This is a genomic window from Sphingosinithalassobacter sp. LHW66-3, assembly GCF_050703275.1.
Lineage (GTDB): Bacteria > Pseudomonadota > Alphaproteobacteria > Sphingomonadales > Sphingomonadaceae > Sphingomonas.
Genome location: NZ_CP193482.1, coordinates 2,565,590 through 2,585,822 on the forward strand (window position 1 = coordinate 2,565,590; position 20,233 = coordinate 2,585,822).

General features: G+C 69.0%; 20 protein-coding genes. 11 read left to right on the forward strand and 9 right to left on the reverse strand.

What is annotated here, in order from left to right:
• Positions 1-112: 112 nt before the first annotated feature.
• The 4 genes from ACQ450_RS12625 to ACQ450_RS12640 are packed head-to-tail and all read left to right on the forward strand — an operon-like array spanning position 113 to position 4,591.
• Positions 113-1,474, forward strand: coding sequence for a methyl-accepting chemotaxis protein (locus tag ACQ450_RS12625; RefSeq protein ID WP_431471226.1), 1,362 nt, complete (start codon positions 113-115; stop codon positions 1,472-1,474).
• Between the two features lie 16 nt (positions 1,475-1,490).
• The gene (locus tag ACQ450_RS12630) at positions 1,491-2,858 is read left to right on the forward strand and encodes a methyl-accepting chemotaxis protein (protein ID WP_431469522.1); all 1,368 of its coding nucleotides are present in this window, start codon (positions 1,491-1,493) and stop codon (positions 2,856-2,858) included.
• 38 nt (positions 2,859-2,896) lie between these two features.
• The gene (locus tag ACQ450_RS12635; RefSeq protein ID WP_431469523.1) at positions 2,897-3,601 is read left to right on the forward strand and encodes an SDR family NAD(P)-dependent oxidoreductase; all 705 of its coding nucleotides are present in this window, start codon (positions 2,897-2,899) and stop codon (positions 3,599-3,601) included.
• Positions 3,602-3,613: 12 nt separating this feature from the next.
• Positions 3,614-4,591, forward strand: coding sequence for a 50S ribosomal protein L11 methyltransferase (locus ACQ450_RS12640; RefSeq protein ID WP_431469524.1), 978 nt, complete (start codon positions 3,614-3,616; stop codon positions 4,589-4,591).
• Between the two features lie 4 nt (positions 4,592-4,595).
• On the opposite strand, the gene phhA is transcribed toward ACQ450_RS12640, so the two are convergent.
• Positions 4,596-5,492, reverse strand: a complete 897-nt coding sequence (gene phhA, locus ACQ450_RS12645; protein ID WP_431469525.1) for a phenylalanine 4-monooxygenase — start codon at positions 5,490-5,492, stop codon at positions 4,596-4,598.
• Here phhA and ACQ450_RS12650 point away from each other — a divergent pair.
• Positions 5,491-6,210, forward strand: a complete 720-nt coding sequence (locus tag ACQ450_RS12650; protein WP_431469526.1) for a TIGR02117 family protein — start codon at positions 5,491-5,493, stop codon at positions 6,208-6,210. The two genes, phhA and ACQ450_RS12650, sit on opposite strands and share 2 nt — an antisense overlap.
• On the forward strand, positions 6,207-6,905 hold the full coding sequence (locus tag ACQ450_RS12655; RefSeq protein WP_431469527.1) for an esterase/lipase family protein: 699 nt from the start codon (positions 6,207-6,209) through the stop codon (positions 6,903-6,905). Before ACQ450_RS12650 ends, ACQ450_RS12655 begins: the two co-directional genes overlap by 4 nt.
• 1 nt (position 6,906) lies before the next feature.
• On the opposite strand, the gene ACQ450_RS12660 is transcribed toward ACQ450_RS12655, so the two are convergent.
• Positions 6,907-7,173 carry a hypothetical protein gene (locus ACQ450_RS12660; RefSeq protein WP_431469528.1) on the reverse strand — a complete coding sequence of 89 codons (267 nt, stop codon included), beginning with the start codon at positions 7,171-7,173 and terminating at the stop codon, positions 6,907-6,909.
• A gap of 9 nt (positions 7,174-7,182) precedes the next feature.
• A complete protein-coding gene (locus ACQ450_RS12665) occupies positions 7,183-8,268 on the reverse strand; it encodes a glycerophosphodiester phosphodiesterase (RefSeq protein WP_431469529.1) in 1,086 nt (361 codons plus the stop codon).
• A 63-nt stretch (positions 8,269-8,331) separates the two neighbouring features.
• Here ACQ450_RS12665 and ACQ450_RS12670 point away from each other — a divergent pair, with 63 nt between their 5' ends.
• Genes ACQ450_RS12670 through ACQ450_RS12680 form a run of 3 tightly spaced genes read left to right on the forward strand, consistent with a single transcriptional unit; the run spans position 8,332 to position 10,658 of the window.
• The gene (locus ACQ450_RS12670; protein ID WP_431469530.1) at positions 8,332-9,246 is read left to right on the forward strand and encodes an XdhC family protein; all 915 of its coding nucleotides are present in this window, start codon (positions 8,332-8,334) and stop codon (positions 9,244-9,246) included.
• Positions 9,233-9,805 carry a nucleotidyltransferase family protein gene (locus tag ACQ450_RS12675; RefSeq protein WP_431469531.1) on the forward strand — a complete coding sequence of 191 codons (573 nt, stop codon included), beginning with the start codon at positions 9,233-9,235 and terminating at the stop codon, positions 9,803-9,805. The genes ACQ450_RS12670 and ACQ450_RS12675 overlap by 14 nt, the downstream gene beginning before the upstream one ends.
• Positions 9,798-10,658, forward strand: a complete 861-nt coding sequence (locus tag ACQ450_RS12680; RefSeq protein WP_431469532.1) for an EamA family transporter — start codon at positions 9,798-9,800, stop codon at positions 10,656-10,658. Before ACQ450_RS12675 ends, ACQ450_RS12680 begins: the two co-directional genes overlap by 8 nt.
• Positions 10,659-10,671: 13 nt before the next feature.
• Here ACQ450_RS12680 and ACQ450_RS12685 read toward each other — a convergent pair whose 3' ends face one another.
• Genes ACQ450_RS12685 through ACQ450_RS12700 form a run of 4 tightly spaced genes read right to left on the reverse strand, consistent with a single transcriptional unit; the run spans position 10,672 to position 15,417 of the window.
• Positions 10,672-11,880 (reverse strand): ABC transporter permease, encoded by a 1,209-nt coding sequence (locus tag ACQ450_RS12685; protein ID WP_188054049.1) that lies wholly within the window; start codon positions 11,878-11,880, stop codon positions 10,672-10,674.
• Complete coding sequence (locus tag ACQ450_RS12690) at positions 11,881-12,603, reverse strand: ABC transporter ATP-binding protein (protein WP_188054050.1); 723 nt, start codon at positions 12,601-12,603, stop codon at positions 11,881-11,883. It lies immediately after the preceding gene.
• A complete protein-coding gene (locus ACQ450_RS12695) occupies positions 12,596-13,930 on the reverse strand; it encodes an efflux RND transporter periplasmic adaptor subunit (protein ID WP_431469533.1) in 1,335 nt (444 codons plus the stop codon). Before ACQ450_RS12695 ends, ACQ450_RS12690 begins: the two co-directional genes overlap by 8 nt.
• Positions 13,930-15,417: an efflux transporter outer membrane subunit gene (locus tag ACQ450_RS12700; protein WP_431469534.1), complete on the reverse strand. Its 1,488-nt coding sequence runs from the start codon at positions 15,415-15,417 to the stop codon at positions 13,930-13,932. Before ACQ450_RS12700 ends, ACQ450_RS12695 begins: the two co-directional genes overlap by 1 nt.
• Positions 15,418-15,584: 167 nt before the next feature.
• Here ACQ450_RS12700 and acs point away from each other — a divergent pair, with 167 nt between their 5' ends.
• Together acs and ACQ450_RS12710 are read left to right on the forward strand one after the other, a co-directional pair.
• The gene (gene acs, locus ACQ450_RS12705) at positions 15,585-17,522 is read left to right on the forward strand and encodes an acetate--CoA ligase (RefSeq protein ID WP_431469535.1); all 1,938 of its coding nucleotides are present in this window, start codon (positions 15,585-15,587) and stop codon (positions 17,520-17,522) included.
• Between the two features lie 44 nt (positions 17,523-17,566).
• Complete coding sequence (locus ACQ450_RS12710; RefSeq protein WP_431469536.1) at positions 17,567-17,812, forward strand: DUF5818 domain-containing protein; 246 nt, start codon at positions 17,567-17,569, stop codon at positions 17,810-17,812.
• On the opposite strand, the gene ACQ450_RS12715 is transcribed toward ACQ450_RS12710, so the two are convergent.
• Both ACQ450_RS12715 and ACQ450_RS12720 read right to left on the reverse strand, forming a co-directional pair.
• Positions 17,809-18,501: an NnrU family protein gene (locus ACQ450_RS12715; RefSeq protein ID WP_431469537.1), complete on the reverse strand. Its 693-nt coding sequence runs from the start codon at positions 18,499-18,501 to the stop codon at positions 17,809-17,811. The two genes, ACQ450_RS12710 and ACQ450_RS12715, sit on opposite strands and share 4 nt — an antisense overlap.
• A gap of 19 nt (positions 18,502-18,520) precedes the next feature.
• Positions 18,521-20,200, reverse strand: coding sequence for a peptide MFS transporter (locus ACQ450_RS12720; RefSeq protein ID WP_188054056.1), 1,680 nt, complete (start codon positions 20,198-20,200; stop codon positions 18,521-18,523).
• Positions 20,201-20,233 lie beyond the last annotated feature (33 nt).

Consider the following 20,233-nt stretch of genomic DNA (forward strand, 5'->3'; position numbering starts at 1 on the left):
CGCCCCGCTGGATAACGCGGCCTTAACCAGTGCGCGCCTAGGCCGTGTCGTGGCGCCGCATGCGTTCCGGCGAATGCCGCGCCTTCTGGGAGACCGACGTTCCGTGACCAAGATGCCCGCTTCAAAGGACCTGCCGCCCGCCGGCACGATGAGCAGCCGGATCGATATCCGCGCGCGGCTGCGCGTGTTCGACTTCGATGGATCGCTGATCGCCCGCGCGCGCGATGTGTGGGAGGTGCTGGAGCCCGAGATCCGCGACGTTTCCGAAGCCTATTGGCAGCAATGGCTGCGCTGCTTCGCCGACCAGCGCGACTGGGCGCCGCACGAAACCGAGAAGATGATCGAGCTGGGCAGCGTCTTCCTGCGCCATCGCTTCCTCGACACATCGGGTGCGGCATGGATCGAATCGATCGAACGGTCGGTCGCCGCCGCCTATGCCGAGGACGTGCCGCCGATGGCGCTGCTTTCGATGATCAACGCCAGCGATCGCGCCGCGCTCGAGATCCTGATGCGGCGGATGGAAGCGGGCGAACCGGAGCTGCTTCAGCGAATCGACACGCTGATGCGCCTCTCCGCGCTGGAGAGCGACATCACCGTCGAGATCTACAACATGTATCGCGAGCACAGCGCGCAGGTGGCGCGCGACCGGCTCGCGTCCGAATTCCGCGATTCGATCGGGCTGACGGTGGAGCGCGCCTCTCGCGAAGGCGATGCGCTGCGCGAGCAGGCAGTGCACACCTCCGCGTCGGCGCGGGGGATGCTGGGCAAGACGAGCGAAGTGGCGGCGGCGGCGGAACAGTCGGCGGTGGCGATGCGCGAGGCGGCGCAGACCGCGGCGGGGCTGATCCGCGCGATCGAGGATGCGCGCGGCGAAGTCGAAGCGGCCGCCGAGATCGCGACCCGGGCGGCCGGGCAGGCGGGCGAGGCGGTCGGCATGTCCGAAACGCTGAGCGACCACGCCAAGTCGATCGAATCGATCCTGGGGCTGATCCGCGACATCGCGGGACAGACCAATTTGCTGGCGCTCAACGCGACGATCGAAGCGGCGCGAGCCGGCGACGCCGGCCGCGGCTTCGCCGTGGTCGCGCAGGAAGTGAAGAGCCTGGCCAGTCAGACGGCGCGCGCCACCGACGACATCGCGGCGAAGATCGCGGCGATCCAGTCGGCGACGAAGTCGACGGTCGACAAGAACGCGTCGATCCGGGCGACCGTTTCGGAAGTGCAGGAGAGCGCATTGCGCATCCGCACGGCAATGGAAGTGCAGGCGCAGACGGTGACCGCAATCACCGCGGCGGTCGACGAGACCGCGCTTGCAGCGGATTCGATGTCGGCGACGATCGGCGCGATTCGCGAGGATACTGAATCGGTCGCCAGCGAGATCGACCGAGTGGGCCAGGGCTTCGCCACGCTCGACGGACAACTCGGCAGCCTGAAGGGCAGCGCGGGCGACTTCGTCGCGAAGGTGGCCGCCTGAACGGAGAGGAACGGACATGGCACGCCAGAGCTATCAGCTGGGGCGCTGGAGCGGCGACAGCCGCGCGCACGAGGCGCATCTGCGCGATTATGACTGGGACGGACGGCTCAGCGCCGGTTGCGCGGAGATCGCCGAGCTTCTGCACGGCCATTATGGAGACATCGCCAGCAGCTTCTGGGGACATTATCTTTCGCTGCCGATGACGGCGCGCGTGAAGAGCTGGTTCGACGAAGCGCGGTTGGCGGAGCAGATCGCCGACAGCTCGCGCTACACCAAGGCGAAATTCGAAAAGCCCTATGCACCCGAATGGGCGGAAATCGCATCGCGCCACGCCGAGATGACGCATCGCGCGCGGGTGCCGCTCGCGGCGATCCTCGCCGCCTTCGCCGCCTCCCACAGCCGCACCGTCAATCTGCTCGCGGAGAAATTGCCCGACGATCCGGTGCGGCTCGCCCGGCTGTGCGACGTGGTCCAGCGGCTCGCGATGGCCGAGGCCGATCTGATGGCCTCGCATCTGGGCAAGCGCGACGCCGACCAGGCTGACGAGGAACGGCGGCAGCGCTCGGGGGAGTTCCGCGCGAGCATCGCCGAATCGATCGAAGGGACGACCGGGCTGGGGAAACGCATCCGAGTGCAGGCACAGGGCGCTTCGGCCTCGGCTCAGGGGATGCTGGGCAAGGCCAGCGAAGTCGCGGCGGCGGCGGAACAGTCGGCGGTGGCGATGCGCGAGGCGGCGCAGACCGCGGCGGGGCTGATCCGCGCGATCGATGATGCGCGCGGCGAAGTCGAGGCGGCCGCCGAAATCGCGACGCGGGCGGCCGGGCAGGCGACCGAAGCGGTCGGCATGTCCGAAACGCTGAGCGACCACGCCAAATCGATCGAATCGATCCTGGGGCTGATCCGCGACATCGCGGGACAGACCAATTTGCTGGCGCTCAACGCGACGATCGAAGCGGCGCGAGCCGGCGACGCCGGCCGCGGCTTCGCGGTGGTGGCACAGGAAGTGAAGAGCCTCGCCAGTCAGACGGCGCGCGCGACCGACGACATCGCGGCCCAGATCGCGGCGATTCAGTCGGCGACAAAGTCGACGGTCGACACCAATGCGTCGATCCGCTCGACCGTCCACGAGGTGCAGGAAAGCGCCCACCGGATCCGCGCGGCAATGGAAATGCAGGCGCAGACCGTGACCGCCATCACCGCCGCCGTCGACGAGACCGCGCTGGCGGCGGATTCGATGTCCGACACGATCGGCGCGATCCGCGAGGACACCAAGAACGTGACCGGCGAGATCGATATGCTGCAGCGCGAGTTCGCCGAAGTGGACGACCGGCTGACTCGACTGCGCGAGGCGGCGGAGAGTTTCTCGAACTCGGTCGCGGCCTGAGCCTCGCATCGCGCGCCCGCACCCGCTAGGGGTGGCGCATGTCCGACACTCACATCCTGCTGACCGGCAGCAGCCGCGGCATCGGCGCCGCCATCGCGACAGCGCTGAAAGAGCGCAGCGTTCGCCTGATCGGCCATGGCACACGAAGCGGCGTGCCCGCCGATTTCACCGATCCGGCCGCGCCGCAGGCGCTGTGGCGCACGGCGCTCGATGCACTCGACGGGCGCATCGACGTGCTGGTGAACAACGCCGGGATCTTCGAGGCGACGCCGCTCGACATCGAGCACGACGACTGGGTCGCTTCCTGGGAGCGCACGATGCGTGTCAACCTGACCGCTTCAGCCGAGCTGTGCCGCCTGGCGGTGCGCCACTGGCAGGCCGAAGGGCGCCCCGGCCGGATCGTGAACATCGCCAGCCGCGCCGCCTATCGCGGCGACAGCCCGGCGCACTGGCATTATGCCGCGTCCAAGGCGGGGATGGTGGCGATGACCAAGACGATCGCGCGCGGATATGCGGGACGGGGCATCCTCGCCTTCGCGATCTGCCCTGGCTTCACCATGACCGGCATGGCCGAGGATTATGTCGAGAGCCGCGGCGGGCCGAAGCTGCTGGCGGACATTCCGCTCGGGCGCGTCGCCGATCCGGCCGAAGTGGCCGAAGTCGCGCGTTTCTGCGCGCTCGACGCGCCGCCGTCGATGACCGGTGCGGTGCTCGACGTGAACGGGGCGAGCTATGTCCGCTGAGGGACGCGGCGCATGACCAGCTGGAAGATCACGCTGCCGTGCACGCGGGCGGAAGCCGAAGCGGTGGGGCTCGACGACGAGGCGCTGGCGATGCTCGATCCGCTGCCGGTGCTGATGACGCGCGAGCGCGTGCCAGACGATCCCGAGGCGTGGCAGCTCGACGCCTATTTCGACGGTGAGCCGGACGCGCAGACCGTGGCGGCGCTGCAGGCGTTGGTGCCGAGCGCGAAGGGAATGCCGCTTCCGCCGATCGAGCAGGTTCCCGACGAGGATTGGCTGACGCTGAGCCAGCAGGGGCTGGAGCCGGTGCATGCCGGCCGCTTCTATGTCCATACCAGCACCAACAAGGGCGATGTGCCGCCGGGCGCGCGCGCCTTCCGGATCGAAGCGAGCCGCGCCTTCGGCACCGGACAGCATGAGACGACCACCGGCTGCCTGTTGATGCTCGACCGGCTGAAGCGACGCGGCACCCGGGTGCACAATCTGCTCGACCTGGGCACCGGCACGGGATTGCTCGCCTTTGCGGCGATGCACCTGTGGCCGCAGGCCTATGCGACCGCATCCGATATCGACCCGATGGCGGTCGAGGTGACGCGCGAGAACGCGCTCGCGAACGATGTTCGGCTGGGCGAGGGCGCGGGCGCATTGGCGCTGGCGGCGGCAGCGGGGCTCGATCATCCGGCGCTGGTCGGGCGCGCGCCCTATGACCTGATCGTCGCGAACGTGCTGGCCGGGCCGCTGATCGAGCTGGCGCCGACGGTGGGCATGGCGCTCGCCGACGGCGGCTCGCTGGTGCTGGCGGGGCTGCTCGACGGGCAGGCCGAGCGCGTCGCCCGTGCCTATCGGCGGCAGGGGCTGCGGCTGGCCGGCCGAATCGATCGCGGCGAATGGCCGACGCTGCATCTGCGCAAGCGACCGCGCCACGGCGCGGCGCGCGTGACGCGCCTGGCGGCGGGCGCCGGCGAGAGCCCCGGCTACGGCAGCTGGTAGGCGGTCAGGCCGGCTCCGCCCGCGCCTTCGCTTCCGCCGCCTTGCTCCGGGCATATTCCTGAGTGCCGTGGGTGATCACATCGTCGTCGGCGAGGATCGTGGCGATCGGAATGTCGGGCAGCGGCAGGATCTTTTCGTAGAGCGGCGCGAAATCGGTTTCGACGGTGATCCGAAGCAGCTCGTCGAAGCTGGGAATGACGAAATAATTCTGCTGGAAATCGTCGATCCGATAGTCGGTGCGCATGACGCGCGGCAAATCGAAGCGGATGCGATTGGGGCTGTCGCTTTCGAGCGAGAAGCGGCTTTCGGCCGGGCTCGACACGATGCCCGCGCCATAGATGCGCAGATCCTCGTCTTCCTCGATCAGGCCGAATTCGACCGTGTACCAATAGAGCCGGCCGAGCTGCTTGAGCGCGCCGAGCTCGAGCGCACGCAGGCCGCCGCGGCCATAGGCCTCCAGATAGTCGGCGAAGCGCGGATCGGCGAGCAGCGGGACATGGCCGAACACGTCGTGGAAGACGTCGGGCTCCTGGATATAGTCGAGCTGGTCGGGACGGCGGATGAAATTGCCCGCCACGAACCGCCGGTTCGCCATGTGATCGAAGAAGACTTCGTCGGGGACGAGGCCGGGAACGGCGACCACCTGCCAGCCGGTGAGCTTCATCAGCCGTTCCGACAGCTCCTCGAAATCGGGAATGCCCGCTTCGGAAAGGCGCAGCGCATCGAGCCCCTTCAGATAGGCCTTGCTCGCGCGGCCGGGGAGCAGCTTCACCTGGCGCTCGAACAGCGTGTCCCAGGTGGCATGTTCCTCGGCAGTGTAGTTTTCCCAGCCCTGGGGGATCGTCCAGTCGGCGGCGGCGCCCTCCGGGGGGCGGTCCAGTACATGCGTATCGTTTGCCATGGCGATAGCATATCATGGCTGTCCTATGTGGGGAAATGACGTGCGGATGGTGGCGCGCAGGATCATGCGCGGCGTTGCGTGGCTGGTGCTGGCGGCGGCGGCGCTGGTCGCGGCCTATGGCGTCGCGGCGCTCGCGGGGACGCTGATCCCCGCCAATCCAGGCTGGGACGAGCCCGAGCGCGGAATCCGCATCTATATCGAGGACAATGGCGTCCACACCGGCATCGTGCTTCCCAAGCGCGCCGCGGGCGTGACATGGGACGATCTGGTGCAGCCGGGCGATATCGCCGACCCGCGCCATGCCGTGGCCGAATGGCTCGCCTTCGGTTGGGGCGACCGCAACTTCTACGTCAACACGCCGAGCTGGGCCGATCTCGATCCGCTGATTGCGATCGGGGCGCTCGTCGGGACCGAGGATACGGTGCTGCTGGTCGAGCATATCGGCGAACCGCGGCGGTCGGAAGGCGTGCGATCGATCCTGCTGCGGCCCGAGGAATATCGGCGGCTGGCGGCGTTCATCCGCGCAACCTTCGACCGTGAGGGACCAGCGGTGATCCGCGGCTATGGGCCGCACGACGCCTTCTATCCTGCGAACGGAAGCTATAGCGGCGTGGTGACGTGCAACGAATGGGTGGGGCGCGCGCTGCGCACGGCTGGCGTGCGGACCGGCGCCTGGACGCCGCTCGCCGCGTCGGTGATGTTCTGGGCCCGGCAGTGAGCCACGGCCCGCCGGCGACTCGCCTGCTGCTCGCCGAGCCGGTCCGCGCATTGGGCACGCTGGCGAAGCTGGCGCGGCGCTGGCCCGAACTGCAGGCCGCCCCGCGCGGCGACGGGCGCCCGCTGCTGCTGCTGCCGGGGCTGTTCAACGGCGACGGCGCGATGTTCGTGATGCGGCGCTATCTGAGCGCGCTCGGCTATCGCGCCGTCGGCTGGGAGCTGGGGCGCAATTTCGGGCCGCGTGCGATCGGGCCGCAGGGCGAGCGGCTGCTGGCGCGCGTGGAGACGGTCGCGCGCGAGGCGGGCGCTCCGGTGACGCTGATCGGCGTATCGCTGGGCGGGATCATGGCGCGGATCGCCGCGCATCGGCAGCCGGGGCTGGTGCGCGAGGTCATCACGGTCAGCGCTCCCTTCGCCGGGTCACCGACCGCGACCAATGTGTGGCGCGCCTATCAGTGGCTGAGCGGCGAGCGAATCGACGATCCGGTGGTGGCGGCGCTGCTCGCCGAGGCCGCCGCGCCGCTGCCGGTGCCGGCGAGTGCGATCTGGAGCCGCAGCGACGGGCTGGTGAACGGGCGTGCCTGTCACACTCCGAACTGCCGGGCGATCGAAGTCGAGAGCGGTCATTTGTGGGTGCAGATGCACCCGCAGGTGCTGCGCGCGATCGCGGAGGTGCTGGGCGGGGCGCCCGGCTAGCTCAGTCGCAGTCGCGGCGGCGCTCGCGTTCGCAGCGCTCGCGCTCCTCGCGTTCCTGTGCACGGCGCTCGCGGCCTTCGCGCGCTTCCTGCTCGCGGACCCGGCGGCCATAGTTGCGGTCCGATTCCTCCTGGCTCGTCGTGGTCCAGTCGACCACTTGCGAGCCGGCGCGCACCGGCAGAGTCGCCACATCCCACGCCGCCTTGGCGACGCAGCCCCCGCTCGCGAGCGGCAGCGCCAGCAGCACGGGAATCATCAGTTTGCGCATCGAAAGCTCCTATCGCGCCGGCGCCGCAGCGCGTGCCTGGACACCCTGATACGGAAAATCCGTGAAGAAACCATCGACGCCGAGTTCGAGGAAACGCGCGATCTCCGCCTGAAGATCGCCGGGCGCGGCGGGATCGGAACCGCTGCGGAGCGGCGCGGGCAGGAACAGATTCTCGGCGCGGAAGGTCCAGGGATGGACTTCGAGCCCGGCGGCATGCGCATGATCGACGAAGGCGGTGGGCGCATCCCATTCAGGCAGGATCAGCGCCTTTTCCGGGCCGACTCCATCGGCATAGGCGGCAATGGCGCGCAGCCCCTCGGGCGTGGCCATCGCGGCATAGCTGGCGGCGGGATCGTCCGCCGGGCCGCCCGCGCGCGCCATCAGTTGGACCAGCCGTACCTCGCTGATTTCGTTGAGCGCTACGAGATTGCCGATTTCGAACGACTGGATGAACACCGGCGCATCGGCGCGGTCCCAGCCGGCATCGCGCAGCACGGCGAGCAGCTTTTCCTCGAGCGGGAGGCCGATGCGCGCGAAATAGCTCGGGTGCTTGGTTTCGGGATAGACGCCGATCGTCCGGCCGAGCTCGGCCGAGCGCCGCTGCGCCAGCGCGACGACTTCGGCGAACGTGGGGATCACGGCCTGACCGTCATAAGCGGTGTTGCCGGGGCGCAGCTGGGGCAGCCGCTCGCGGGCGCGCAGCGTGCGTAGCTCGGCGAGCGTGAAATCCTCGGTGAACCAGCCGGTCTGGGGCGTGCCGTCGATTTCCTTCGTCGTGCGCCGGTCGGCGAATTCGGGATGATCGGCGACATCGGTGGTGTCGGCGATATTGTTCTCGTGCCGCGCGACCAGCACGCCGTCCCTGGTCGCGACCAGATCGGGCTCGATGAAGTCGGCGCCCTGATCGATCGCCAGTTCATAGGCGAGCAGCGTGTGCTCGGGCCGCTCGCCGCTCGCGCCGCGATGGGCGATGACGAGGGGGCGCTGGTCGGGCATGGTCGCAGTCATCGGCCGCTCCTGCACGCTCTGGCATCCCGATGCCAGCAACACCGCCAGCCCGGCGACCGCCAGCCGCGACACGATCGATCTCGCCATTCCGTCCTCCACCCGATAGCAGGGGCGGCAGTAGCCGCGGTGGATGACGGAAACGAGGCAGTCTTGGCAGAAAACGATAGCGTCCTTGCCGCCGCCCGCGACTGGGCGGGCGCGCCCATGGCGCTGGCGACGGTGGTTTCGACCTGGGGATCGGCGCCGCGGCCGCGGGGAAGCCACTTGCTGGTCCACGCCGACGGCCGGTTCGAGGGATCGGTGTCGGGCGGCTGCGTCGAAGGCGACATCCTCCAGACCGCCGCCGAGGTGATCGCCGGCGCACCGGCGGTGGTGAAGCGCTATGGCGTCGCCGATGCCGATGCCTGGGAAGTCGGGCTGCCCTGCGGCGGCGAGATCGCGGTGCTCGTGCAGCCGGTTTCGCCGACGGGCTTTCCCCCCGCGCTGTTCGACGACATCGCGCGGGCGCGGGCGGCCGGACAGGCGTTCGAGGTGGCGACCGACCTCGCCAGCGGGCGCAGCGCGGCAGGCAGCGAAGGCGCATTCGTCAACCGCTATGCGCCGCCGCGCCGGCTGCTGATCGTCGGGGCCGTGCAGATCGCGCAGGCGCTGACCGGACTGGCGCGCGAACTCGGCATCCGCACCGTCGTGATCGATCCGCGCGGCCGGTTCCTCACGCGCGAGCGGTTTCCGGGCGCGGAGCTCGACGATCGCTGGCCCGACGAGGCAGTCGCCGCGCTGGCGCCCGATCCGGCGACGGCGGTCGTCACGCTGAGCCACGATCCGAAGATCGACGATGCCGCGCTGATCGCGGCGCTGGCCGCGCCCGCCGGCTATGTCGCCGCGCTGGGATCGCGCAAAAGCCATGCCGCGCGGCTCGAACGGCTCTCGGCGGTCGGCGTGGCGCAGGACGATCTCGCGCGAGTCGAGGGGCCGGCGGGGCTTGCGCTCGGCGCGATCGGCCCGGCCGAGATCGCGCTTTCGATCGCCGCGTCGATGGTGAAGCGCTTTCGTGATCCGCGCTGAGAGCGTCGCGTTGGTGCTGCTCGCGGCGGGGCGCTCGCGGCGGTTCGGCGACGGCGACAAGCTGGCGCATCCGCTGGGCGGCACGCCGCTGGCGCTGCACGTCGTGGAGGCGCTGGCGCCGATGCCGTTCGGCGCGCGGATCGCAGTCGTTTGCGACACGAAGGTCGATTTCGCGGCGCGGGGCTTCAGCGTCGTGCGCAATGCTGCGCCCGAGGCAGGGCAGGCGCGCTCGCTGGCGCTGGGCGTGGCGGCGGCGCGCGCGGCGGGCGTCGAGGCGGTGCTGGTCGCGCTCGCCGACATGCCGCGCGTGACGCGCCATCATGTGCTGCGGATGCTGGACGAGGCGCGCGGAAGCGGGACGCTTCTGGCGTCGAGCGAAGGCGATGCGCCGCGCCCGCCCGCGCTGTTCGGCCGCGATCATTTCGATGCGCTCGAAGCGCTGGAGGGGGATCGGGGCGCACGCGACCTGATCCGCCGCGGCCGGCTGCTGCTGGCCCCGCCCGGCACGCTGATCGACGTCGATACGCCCGAGGACCTGGCGCAGCTGCCCCATGTCTGACGCGGCGCTGGCCGTCGTGCTTGGGCTCTGCTCGGCAGTGACGCTGGCGTTCGCCAACCTCGCGGTGAAGATGGGCACCGACATTCTGGTCGGCCGCGCGATCCTTTCGGCGAGCGCGGCGCTGCTGATCCTCCCCGCCGCCTTCTTCGTCGCGCCGCCCGATGCGGCGACATGGCAGGCGCTGGCGCGCGCGATACCGGCGCACCTCCTCTACCAATTCTGCCTCGTCCAGGCGATGCAGCGCGGCGATCTGTCGCTCGTCTTTCCGATCATGCGCGGCGGCGCGCCGTTGCTGACCGCGATCGCCGGAGTGGCGCTGCTCGGCGAGCATCTGAGCCTTGCCGGCTGGGCGGGGCTGGTGCTCGCGACCGGAGCGGTCGCGCTGTTCGTGCGTCCCACCGGCGGAGACTCGCTCGCGCAGCATCCCGATGCGGCGGCGATCCTGTGGGCGCTCGGCACGGCGGTGGGCGTCGCGCTGTACAATATCGCCGATGCGCATGGCGTGCGCACTGCGCCGCAGCCGTCGACCTATATCGTCTGGCTGTTCCTGCTCGACTGGATCGGCGTGTCGATCGCGGCGCTGGCACTGCGGCGGCGGGCATTGGGTGCGGCGATTGCGACCAAATGGCGTTACGGCGTGACGGCGGGGGCGCTGTCGATCCTGTCGTTCGGCGCCGCGCTCTATGCGATGTCGCTGATCGAGGCGGCGAAGGTCTCCGCACTGCGCGAAACGGCAGTGGTATGGGCGGCGCTGTTCGGCAGCCGGTTCCTCGCCGAAGGCTTCGGCGGGCGGCGGCTGGCGGCGGCGCTGGTGCTCGCCGCCGGGCTGGTGCTGCTGCAGATCGCCGGCTGAGCAGCGACCCTCCCTATTCGTGGCGGAGCGCGTCGATCGGATTGAGCCGCGCCGCGCGCCGCGCCGGGAAATAGCCGAACACCACGCCGATCAGCGCCGAGATGGCGAAGCTGAGGATGTTGATCGTCGGATCGAAGACGAACGGCAGGTCGAGCACGTTCGACAGCCCCCAGGAGGCGAAGAAGGCGATCACGATGCCGATCAGCCCGCCCAGGCACGACAGCGCGACCGCTTCGACGAGGAACTGGAGCAGCACTTCCTTGCCGAGCGCGCCGATAGCGAGCCGGATGCCGATCTCGCGCGTGCGCTCGGTGACCGACACCAGCATGATGTTCATGATACCGATGCCGCCGACGAGCAGGCTGACCGCGGCGATGGCCGCGACGAACATCGTCATCTGCTGCGTCTGCTGGGTGAGCGTGGCCGAGAATTGCGCGGTATCGAAGATGCGGAAATTATCGGGCTGGCCGGGAGCGAGCCGTCGCCGCTCGCGCATCAGCTCGGTGATCGACTGCTGGACGGCCGCGGTGTCGAAGCCTTCCTCGACGGCGACGATGATCGCGCGGACCTGCTGGTTGCCGGTGAAGCGGCGCTGCACCGCCTTGATCGGCATCACGACCGTGTTGTTGGGATCGCCGCCGAACCCTGCCGCGTCCTTTTCCTCGAGCACGCCGACGACTTCGCAGCTGACGCTGCCCAGCCGAAAGCGTTCGCCCACGGCGGAGGGCACGTCCTGGAACAGCGTGTTCTTCAGCTCGCTGCCGATCACGCAGACCGCCTTGCCCGCGCTTTCCTCGGCCGGCGTGAAGCTGCGGCCATCGGCGACGGTCAGATTCTCGGCCGCGAAATATTCGTTGCTCGTGCCCGTGATCGTCGTCTGCCAGTTCTGCGCGTTGCGCACGGCCAGCGCGGAGGACGAAGCCTGCCCCGCGACCGAGGAGACGCCGCCGATCTGTTCGCGGATCGCAGTGATGTCGTCCTGCTCGAACTGCGGCGGCGGCGCTCCGCCGCCACGACCCAGGCCCGAGCTGGGGAAGATGGTGAGCGTGTTCGTGCCCAGCGAGCTGATCGATTCCTGCACCGAGGCCGAAATGCCGTTGCCCAGCGTGACCATGGTGATCACGGCGAAAACGCCGATGATGATCCCGAGCGTCGTCAGGAACGAGCGCATCAGATGGCGGCGAATCTCGCGAAGCGACAGGATGAGCGTGGTGAAGAACATTCAGCGCGCCTCGGCGTGGGCCGGCGCGCGGCCGGGCGTGCGCTCGACCCGCTCGACCAGACCGTCCTTGAAATGGACGATGGTGCGCGCGAATTCGGCCATCTCGGGCTCGTGCGTGACCATCAGCACGGTGATGCCGCTGTCGCGATTGAGCCCGGAGAGCAGCTCCATGATCTCCACCGAGCGTTCGCTGTCGAGATTGCCGGTCGGCTCGTCGGCGAGCAGCACATCGGGCTCGGTGACGATCGCGCGGGCGATCGCGACGCGCTGCTGCTGGCCGCCCGACAGCTCGGCGGGAGTGTGATCGGCCCAGGGTGCGAGCCCCACCTTGTCGAGCGCGGCCATCGCCATGCGGTTGCGCTCCGCGCGGCTCTCGCCGCGATAGATGAGCGGCAGCTCGACATTCTCCAGCGCGCTGGTGCGGGCGAGCAGATTGAAGCCCTGGAACACGAAGCCGAGATAGCGGCGGCGAAGCAGCGCGCGCTGGTCGCGGCCAAGCCGTTCGACGCTGACGCCGCGGAAGCGGTAGGATCCACCGGTCGGCACGTCCAGGCAGCCGAGGATGTTCATCGTCGTCGACTTGCCCGAACCCGAGGCTCCCATCACCGCCACGAAGTCACCGCGCTCGATCTCGAGATCGACTCCCTTCAGCGCCTGAAAGGCAGTCGGCCCCTCGCCGAAGGTCTTGGTGACCCGATCGAGCCGGATCAGCGGCTCAGCCATTCGGGTCTTCCGCCGCCGCCGCCGCTGCGCCCGAACGGACGCCGACGATCACTTGCATCCCGGCGCGCAGTTCCTCGCCGCGCACTTCGGTGCGGCTGCCGTCGCTGGCGCCGGTCACGACCTGCACCGGCTGCGGCTGTCCGTCCTCGCCGAGAACGTAGATGGTCTGTCGGCTGCCCTCGCCGATGCCCTTCTGCTGCTCGGCCTGATCGGGGCCGAACTGCATCTTGAAGCCGCCGCCCTTGGCTTCGCCGCCGCCTGCGGCGGGCGGGGTGAAGCGCAACGCGCCGTTCGGAACCAGCAGCGCCTGCTCGCGCTCGTCGACGTTGATCGTCGCGGTGGCCGTCATGCCCGGGCGGAGGATGCCGTCCGGATTCGCGACGCTCAGCGTCGCGGCATAGGAGACGACCTGCGACCCGGTCGCGCTCGAGGCAGTGCTGCTGGTCGCGCTCTGCGCGGACAGATTGGAGCCGAGATCGACTCGCTCGATCGTCGCGGGGAAGGTGCGGCCGGGGAAGGCGTCGACGGTGAAGGTGGCGCGCTGGCCCTCCTTCACTTCGCCGACGTCCGCCTCGTCGATGGCGACCTGCAGCTCCATCGTGTTGAGGTCTTCGGCGATCACGAACAGAGTCGGCGTGTTGAACGACGCGGCAACGGTCTGGCCCTCGTCGATCTGGCGCGCAAGGACGACGCCGTTCACCGGCGAACGGATGATCGCCTTGTAGCGCTGAGTCTGGTTCGAAGAGAGCGAGGCGCGCGCCGAGACGACATTCGCCTGCGCCGCGCGCAAATTGGCGCGCGCGCGCGCGACCGCCGCCTCCGCCGCCTGCATCTCGGTGTCCGACGGGACGCGCCCGCCGGAGAGCCGCTCGACCTCCTGGAGCCGGGCGAGCTGGGCCTGCGCCTCTTCGAGCGTCGCCTGCGCCTGCGCCACTTGCGCGATATTGGCGTTGAGGCTCGCCTGGCTCTGAGTGATGGCATCATCAAGCCGCGACGTATCGAGCACTGCGAGCGGCTGGCCGCGCGTGACCCGATCATTCACTTCGACGAGCACGCGCTCGACGAGGCCCGACAGTTCGGATCCGACCTGCACCTGGTTGGTCGGCGCGAGCTTGCCGGTCGCCGAGACCGTGACATTGAGCGTGCCGCGCGTGACCTCCGCCGTGGCGTAGCTGGGCGGCGGTGCGGGCGCGAAACAGCGCGACAGCAGCAGCCCGAGCACCACCACCACGGCGCCGATGATGATCCATTTGAAATACCGCCGCCACCACGGACGCTTCTTCGCGCCGAGGAACTCGTCGAGATTTTCGTCGTGCGGGTCGGCCATCAGCGGTCCTGACTGGTTGGGGGAGGAGGCGGCAGTTCCTCCGGCGCCACGGGAACGACGCCGGCATCCCAGCCGCCGCCCATCGCGAGATAGAGCTGGACGAGCGCGGTCGCCTGATCGGCGCGCGCCTGGGCGAGGCTGTTGCCGGCCGAGAGCAGCTGCGCTTCGGCCTGGTTGAGTGTGAAGAAGTCGGTCAGGCCGGTGCGATACTGGCTGCGCGAGAGGATCGCGGTATTCTCCGCCGCTTCGAGCGCGATGCGGAACTGGCGCTCGCGCTCCTGCGCTGTGCGCAGCGCGACCAGGGCGGTCTCCACTTCCTCCAGCGCCTGCAGAATGGTCTGGCGATAGCCGAGGAAAGCGGCTTGAGTCGCGGCCTCGGCCGAGCGGACCTGCGCGCGCGTGCGGCCGGCGTCGAAGATCGTCTGCGCGATGTTGGCGAACAGCCGGCCAGTGATCGTGTCGCCGATCGCATCAAGCGCATCGGCGCCGCTCGTGATGCTGCCGCCGATCGCGAGCGCGGGGTAGAGCTGGGCCTGGGCGACGCCGATCTGCGCGGTTGCGGCGGCGAGGCTGCGCTCGGCGCTCAGCACGTCGGGGCGCTGGCGCAGCGTCTCGGCGGGGATGCCGACCGCGACCGTCTCGGGCCCTTCGGGAATCGGCTGCTGCTCCGCAAGCTCGTCCTTGAGTGCACCGGGCGGCAGGCCGAGCAGCACCGCGAGACGCGAGACCGCCGCATTGTAGCTCGCTTCGAGCGAGGGGAGGATCGCCGCCGTCTGCGCGCGCTGGGCCCGCGCCTGTTCGGAATCGAGCGAGGAGACGAGGCCCGCCTGCACGCGGAAGCCGGCGATTTCGAGATTGTCGTCCTGAAGCACCAGCGACCGGCGGGCATTGTCGATCTGGCGCTGGATCAGCCGGAGCTGGACATAGTTGCGCGCGATCTCCGCTTCGATCGAACGCTGCACGGTCGCCAGGTCGAAGCCGGCGGCGGCATATTGCGCGCGCGCGGCTTCAACGCTGCGGATCGTGCCGCCGAAGATCGGCACCTGATAGCTGGCGTCGGCGCCGAGCGAGAAGCTGGTGCTGCCGCCCTGGGAGAAGGAAGTGACGGTGCCGTCGGGCAGAGTGACCGTGGTCGAGCCGCCCGCGAGCGACTCGCTGCGCGAGCTGCCGGCCGACGCGGAAACCGTGGGAAACAGCGCCGCGCGGTTCTGGACCAGCGCCTCGCGCGCCTGCACCAGCCGGAACAAGGCCTGACCGATATCGAGATTGGAGAGCAGACCGCGCTCGATAAGGCTCGCGAGCACCGGATCGTCGAAACTGGTCCACCACCGGACGACATCGGCGCGCGCCGCTTCGGTGGCGGGAACCGAATAGCTTTCGGGAACGCCGAGCTGCGAAGGCGGAACCGGGCGATAGTCCGGTCCCTGCACGCAGCCGGCGAGCGGCAGTGCGCAGAACAGCAGGAGCGTGGATCGGAACGAGGCCATGAGTGGCTTACATAGATAGTACAGCGGCGGGGTAAACCCGAAAAGTGTCGCAATCTGTATCGACGAGTCGCTTGCGGGAGTATTCCGTAGCGTTTTGCGCGTTCGCCGCTTGCATCGCCCCCCGCCGGTTCGGCATGGAGTTGGCGGATCGCATGGGAGGGCCGAGCATGAGCGAGAGCGTCTATCGGGTACCGGAGGAATGGGCGCGGCGCGCGCGAGTCGATGCGGCGGGATACGAGACCCTCTACGGCCGCTCGATCGCGGACCCCGGCAGCTTCTGGCTCGAGCAGGCGCGGCGGCTCGACTGGATCAAGCGGCCCGAACTGGCCGGCGACTGGTCGTTCGACGAAGAGGATTTTCACATCAGCTGGTTCGCCGACGGCAAGCTGAACGTCGCCGCCAATTGCATCGACCGCCATCTCGCCGAGCGCTCGGCCGCACCTGCGATCATCTGGGAGCCGGACGATCCCGCCGAGCCGGCCAGGCGCTACGCCTATCTCGAGCTGCACCGCGAAGTCTGCCGCTTCGCCAATGTACTCAAGGCACAGGGAGTACAGAAAGGCGATCGCGTGACGATCTACATGCCGATGATCCCCGAGGCGGCGTTCGCGGTGCTCGCCTGCGCCCGGATCGGCGCGATCCACTCGGTGGTGTTCGGCGGTTTCTCACCCGAGGCGCTGGCGGGACGGATCACCGACTGCGACAGCGCCTTCTGCATCACCGCCGACGAGGGCCGGCGCGGCGGCAAGCGGATTCCGCTGAAGGCGAACGTCGATGCGGCCGCCGAGCGCGCGCCCGCACTGAAGACCGTGATCGTGGTGAAGGCGACTGGCGCCGACGTGCCCATGCAGACGGGCCGCGACATCTGGTACCACGAAGCGGCCGCGGAGGTTTCCGACGACTGCCCGGCCGAGCCGATGCGGGCCGAGGATCCGCTGTTCATCCTCTACACTAGTGGCTCGACCGGCAAGCCCAAGGGCGTGCTGCACACCTCCGGCGGGTACCTGCTCTGGGCCAGCCTGACCCACGAGCTGTGCTTCGACTATCGCCAGGGTGAGGTTTTCTGGTGCGCGGCCGACATCGGCTGGGTGACCGGCCACAGCTATATCCTCTACGGTCCGCTCGCCAACGGCGCGACGACGGTGATGTACGAAGGCGTGCCCAACTGGCCCGATGCGAGCCGCATCTGGCAGGTGGTCGACAAGCACCGGGTCAACACGCTGTTCACTGCGCCGACTGCGTTGCGTGCGCTGATGGCCGAGGGCGATGCGCCGGTGAGAGCGACGAGCCGGGCCTCGCTGCGGCTGCTCGGTACGGTGGGCGAGCCGATCAATCCCGAGGCATGGCGCTGGTATCACGACGTGGTGGGCGAGCGCCGCTGCCCGATCATCGACACCTGGTGGCAGACCGAAACCGGCGGCGCGATGATCGCTCCGCTTCCCGGCGCGACCGACCTGAAGCCGGGCAGCGCGACCCGGCCGATGCCGGGAGTCGACCCGCAGATCGTCGATGCCGAAGGCAATGTCCTGCACGGGGCGACCGAGGGCAATCTGGTGATCGCGCGCAGCTGGCCGGGGCAGATGCGCACGGTGTGGAACGACCATGCGCGCTTCTTCGAGACCTATTTCACCACCTATCCCGGCAAGTATTTCACCAGCGACGGCTGCCGCCGGGACGAGGACGGCTATTACTGGATCACCGGCCGCGTCGATGATGTGATCAACGTTTCCGGCCATCGCATGGGGACGGCCGAAGTCGAATCCGCGCTGGTGCTGCACCCCAAGGTCGCCGAGGCCGCGGTCGTCGGCATGCCGCACGAAGTGAAGGGGCAGGGCATCTATGCCTATGTGACGCTGAACGCCGGCACCGAGGCGAGCGAGGAGCTGCGCAGCGAACTCCGCCAATGGGTGCGAACCGAGATCGGACCGGTCGCGACGCCCGACGCGGTGCAGTTCGCGCCGGGACTGCCGAAGACGCGCTCGGGCAAGATCATGCGCCGCATCCTGCGCAAGATCGCCGAGGGCGACACGTCGAACCTGGGCGACACGTCGACTCTCGCCGATCCGGCGGTGGTCGACGATCTGGTCGCGAACAGAGTGGTCTGAACCGGCGGACGCAACCGGACGCGCCCGCTGTCGTTGACCCGGCGATGACCGAATTGCCCGACTCCCGATCCGCCGCTTCCGGCGCGCGCGTGCGCGAAACGGGCACGCTGGTTCGGGAGACCGGCGGCTTCGTGCTGCGGTGCGACCATGGCGGGAAGCTGGCGCTGCTGCTGGGGCGCACGCCGGTCGATCAGGTCGAGAAGCGCGTCGTCCTGACGGGCAGGTTGCTGGAATGCGGGACGCTGGAGGTCGAGGCGATCGCCGATGCGGCGCAGGTTCGCGGCGGCTAGCCCAGCCAGCGCCAGATGCCGGCTTCCCAACCGCTGAGCGGAATATGCGCCCAGGTGGCAGCGAGCCACAGTGCGAGGCCGCCGAGCGTGGCGACCGCACCCGGCCAAGCGGCGGCGGATTGCGCGCGGCCGCGGCTGATCGCGACGAACGGCCAGAAGGACGTCACGCTTTGCCAGCGCGGCCAGAATTCGGGCTGAAGGCGACGCTTCTTCGAATCCTGGAGCGCGGCACCGACCAGCGCGAGAATCAGGATCGCCGCGGTGAGCACGAGATTGGCCGCGATCGGAAACACCGCGGCATGCGCCAGCGCCCAGAGTGCGAAGCTCCACATCATCGGGTGCCGGGTGATCGCGAAGACGCCGCGCGGCTTCGGCACCGCTCGTGAGCGGCCCGTCGGATCGGGGAGCGCGGGATTGCCGCGCAGCGAGCCGACGAACAGGATCGCGGCGAGCAGCATCACGGCGGAGACGATCGCCCACAGCACGTCGCCGACCGGCCAGAGCGGCGGCTGCGGCTCCACCGTCGCATAGGCATGCGCCATCCAGCCGAGAGTGGCGAACGCGACAAGCGAGTAGAGGCCGAGGAACGGCCCCTCGCCGATCCGCCCGACGATCGGCCCTCGCAGCGGGTGCGAGAGGAGGAAATGGGATCCGACGAACGCGATACTGGCGGCGATCAGCGACTCCATTTCCCCCTCCCGGTCAGGCTCAGTGGCGCGTGCCCCGCGTCTCTTCGTCCATGTCGGATGCATCGCCCACGCCGGCGGCGGCGGGCTCGCCCAGCTCGCGCTGGCCTTCCATCGCATGGTCGACGTCGTCGGTCAGCGTGTCGAGGTGCATCAGCTTCTTGACCAGCGGCGAGACGAGCAGGACGAGCACGCCGACGCCGACCGCGAACCAGCCGATGTTGCTGTACACCGAGAGCGTCATCTCGCGAGTCATCTCGCCTTCCTCGCCGCCGGTCGCCGCGCCGATCATGCCGGCGACGAAATTGCCGCCCGCGGTGGCGAAGAACCATGCGCCCATGATGAGCCCGGCGAGCTGCGCCGGCGCGAGCCGGTTCATTGCCGAGAGGCCGACCGGCGACAGGCAGAGCTCGCCGGTGGTGTGGAGGAAATAGATCGCGAACACGAGGAACACCGGCACCAGCACGCCCGGACCGACGGCGTTCGCGCCCCAGACGAACACGAGGAAGCCGAGCCCGACCTGAATGATCGCGAGGCCGAACTTGAACGGAGTCGACGGCTCCATCCCCCGCTTGCCGAGGAAGATCCAGAGTGCCGCGAACACCGGGCCCATGAGCATGATGAAGATCGCGTTGATCGACTGGAACAGCGATGCGGGAACGCCCTCGCGATCGACGAACCGATCGGTGAACAGGTTGAGCGAGCCGCCCGCCTGTTCGAACAGACCCCAGAACACCGGCTGGAGCACGAGCAGGAAGATGATCGCGAAGATGCGGTCGCGCGCATGCCTGTCGAGCTTGGTCGCCTCATAGCCGACATAGGCGAGCAGCCCTGCGCCCGCGATCAGCATCAGCCAGCCGACGACCGACTGATACTGGATCAGCACCCACATCAGCGCCACCGCCGCGAAGGCGATCACATAGAGCAACAGCTCGAAATTGATGCCGGCCACCTTCTGCTTCAGCTTTGCCGCGCTCGGCGGCTCGCTCGCCCTGCTGAGCAGCGGCTTGCCGAAATAGAAGACGATCAGGCCGAGCAGCATGCCGACGCCCGCCGCGCCGAAGCCGTAGCTCCAGCCCACCGTCTGGCCGAGATAGCCGGCCAGAATCACGCCGATCGCCGCGCCCAGGTTAATGCCGATGTAGAAGATCGTGTAGGCGCCGTCGCGGCGCACGTCGGTGCGCGGATAGAGCTGGCCGACCATCACCGAGATATTGGCCTTCAGAAAGCCGGTGCCGACGATGATGAAGCTGAGCGCCAGCCAGAAGACGTTGATCGTCGCGTCGTCCTGCCCGCCGGTACCCTCGATCGTCATCAGCGCGTGGCCGATGGTGATCAGCACCGCGCCGAACAGCACCGCCTTGCGATGGCCGAGATAGCGGTCGGCCAGATAGCCGCCCAGCACCGGAGTGATGTACACCAGGCTGACATAGGCGCCGTAGATCAGGTTGGATCGGCTGTCGTCGAACAGCCAATGCTGGGTAAGATAGAAAATCAGCAGCGCGCGCATGCCGTAGTAGGAGAAGCGCTCCCACATTTCGGCGAAGAACAGGACGTAGAGGCCCTTGGGATGCCCGCCGACTTCCGCCTGGGGCCGCGTGACGGCGAAGGCGCCGCCGATGAGGAATATCGCGAGGACCGTGGCGCCGATCGCCGCGATCCAGTCGCCCTCCTGCCAGAGCGCTACATCCTTGAACCCCATGCAACTCCCCTCTTCGCCTTCAGGCGCATTCCG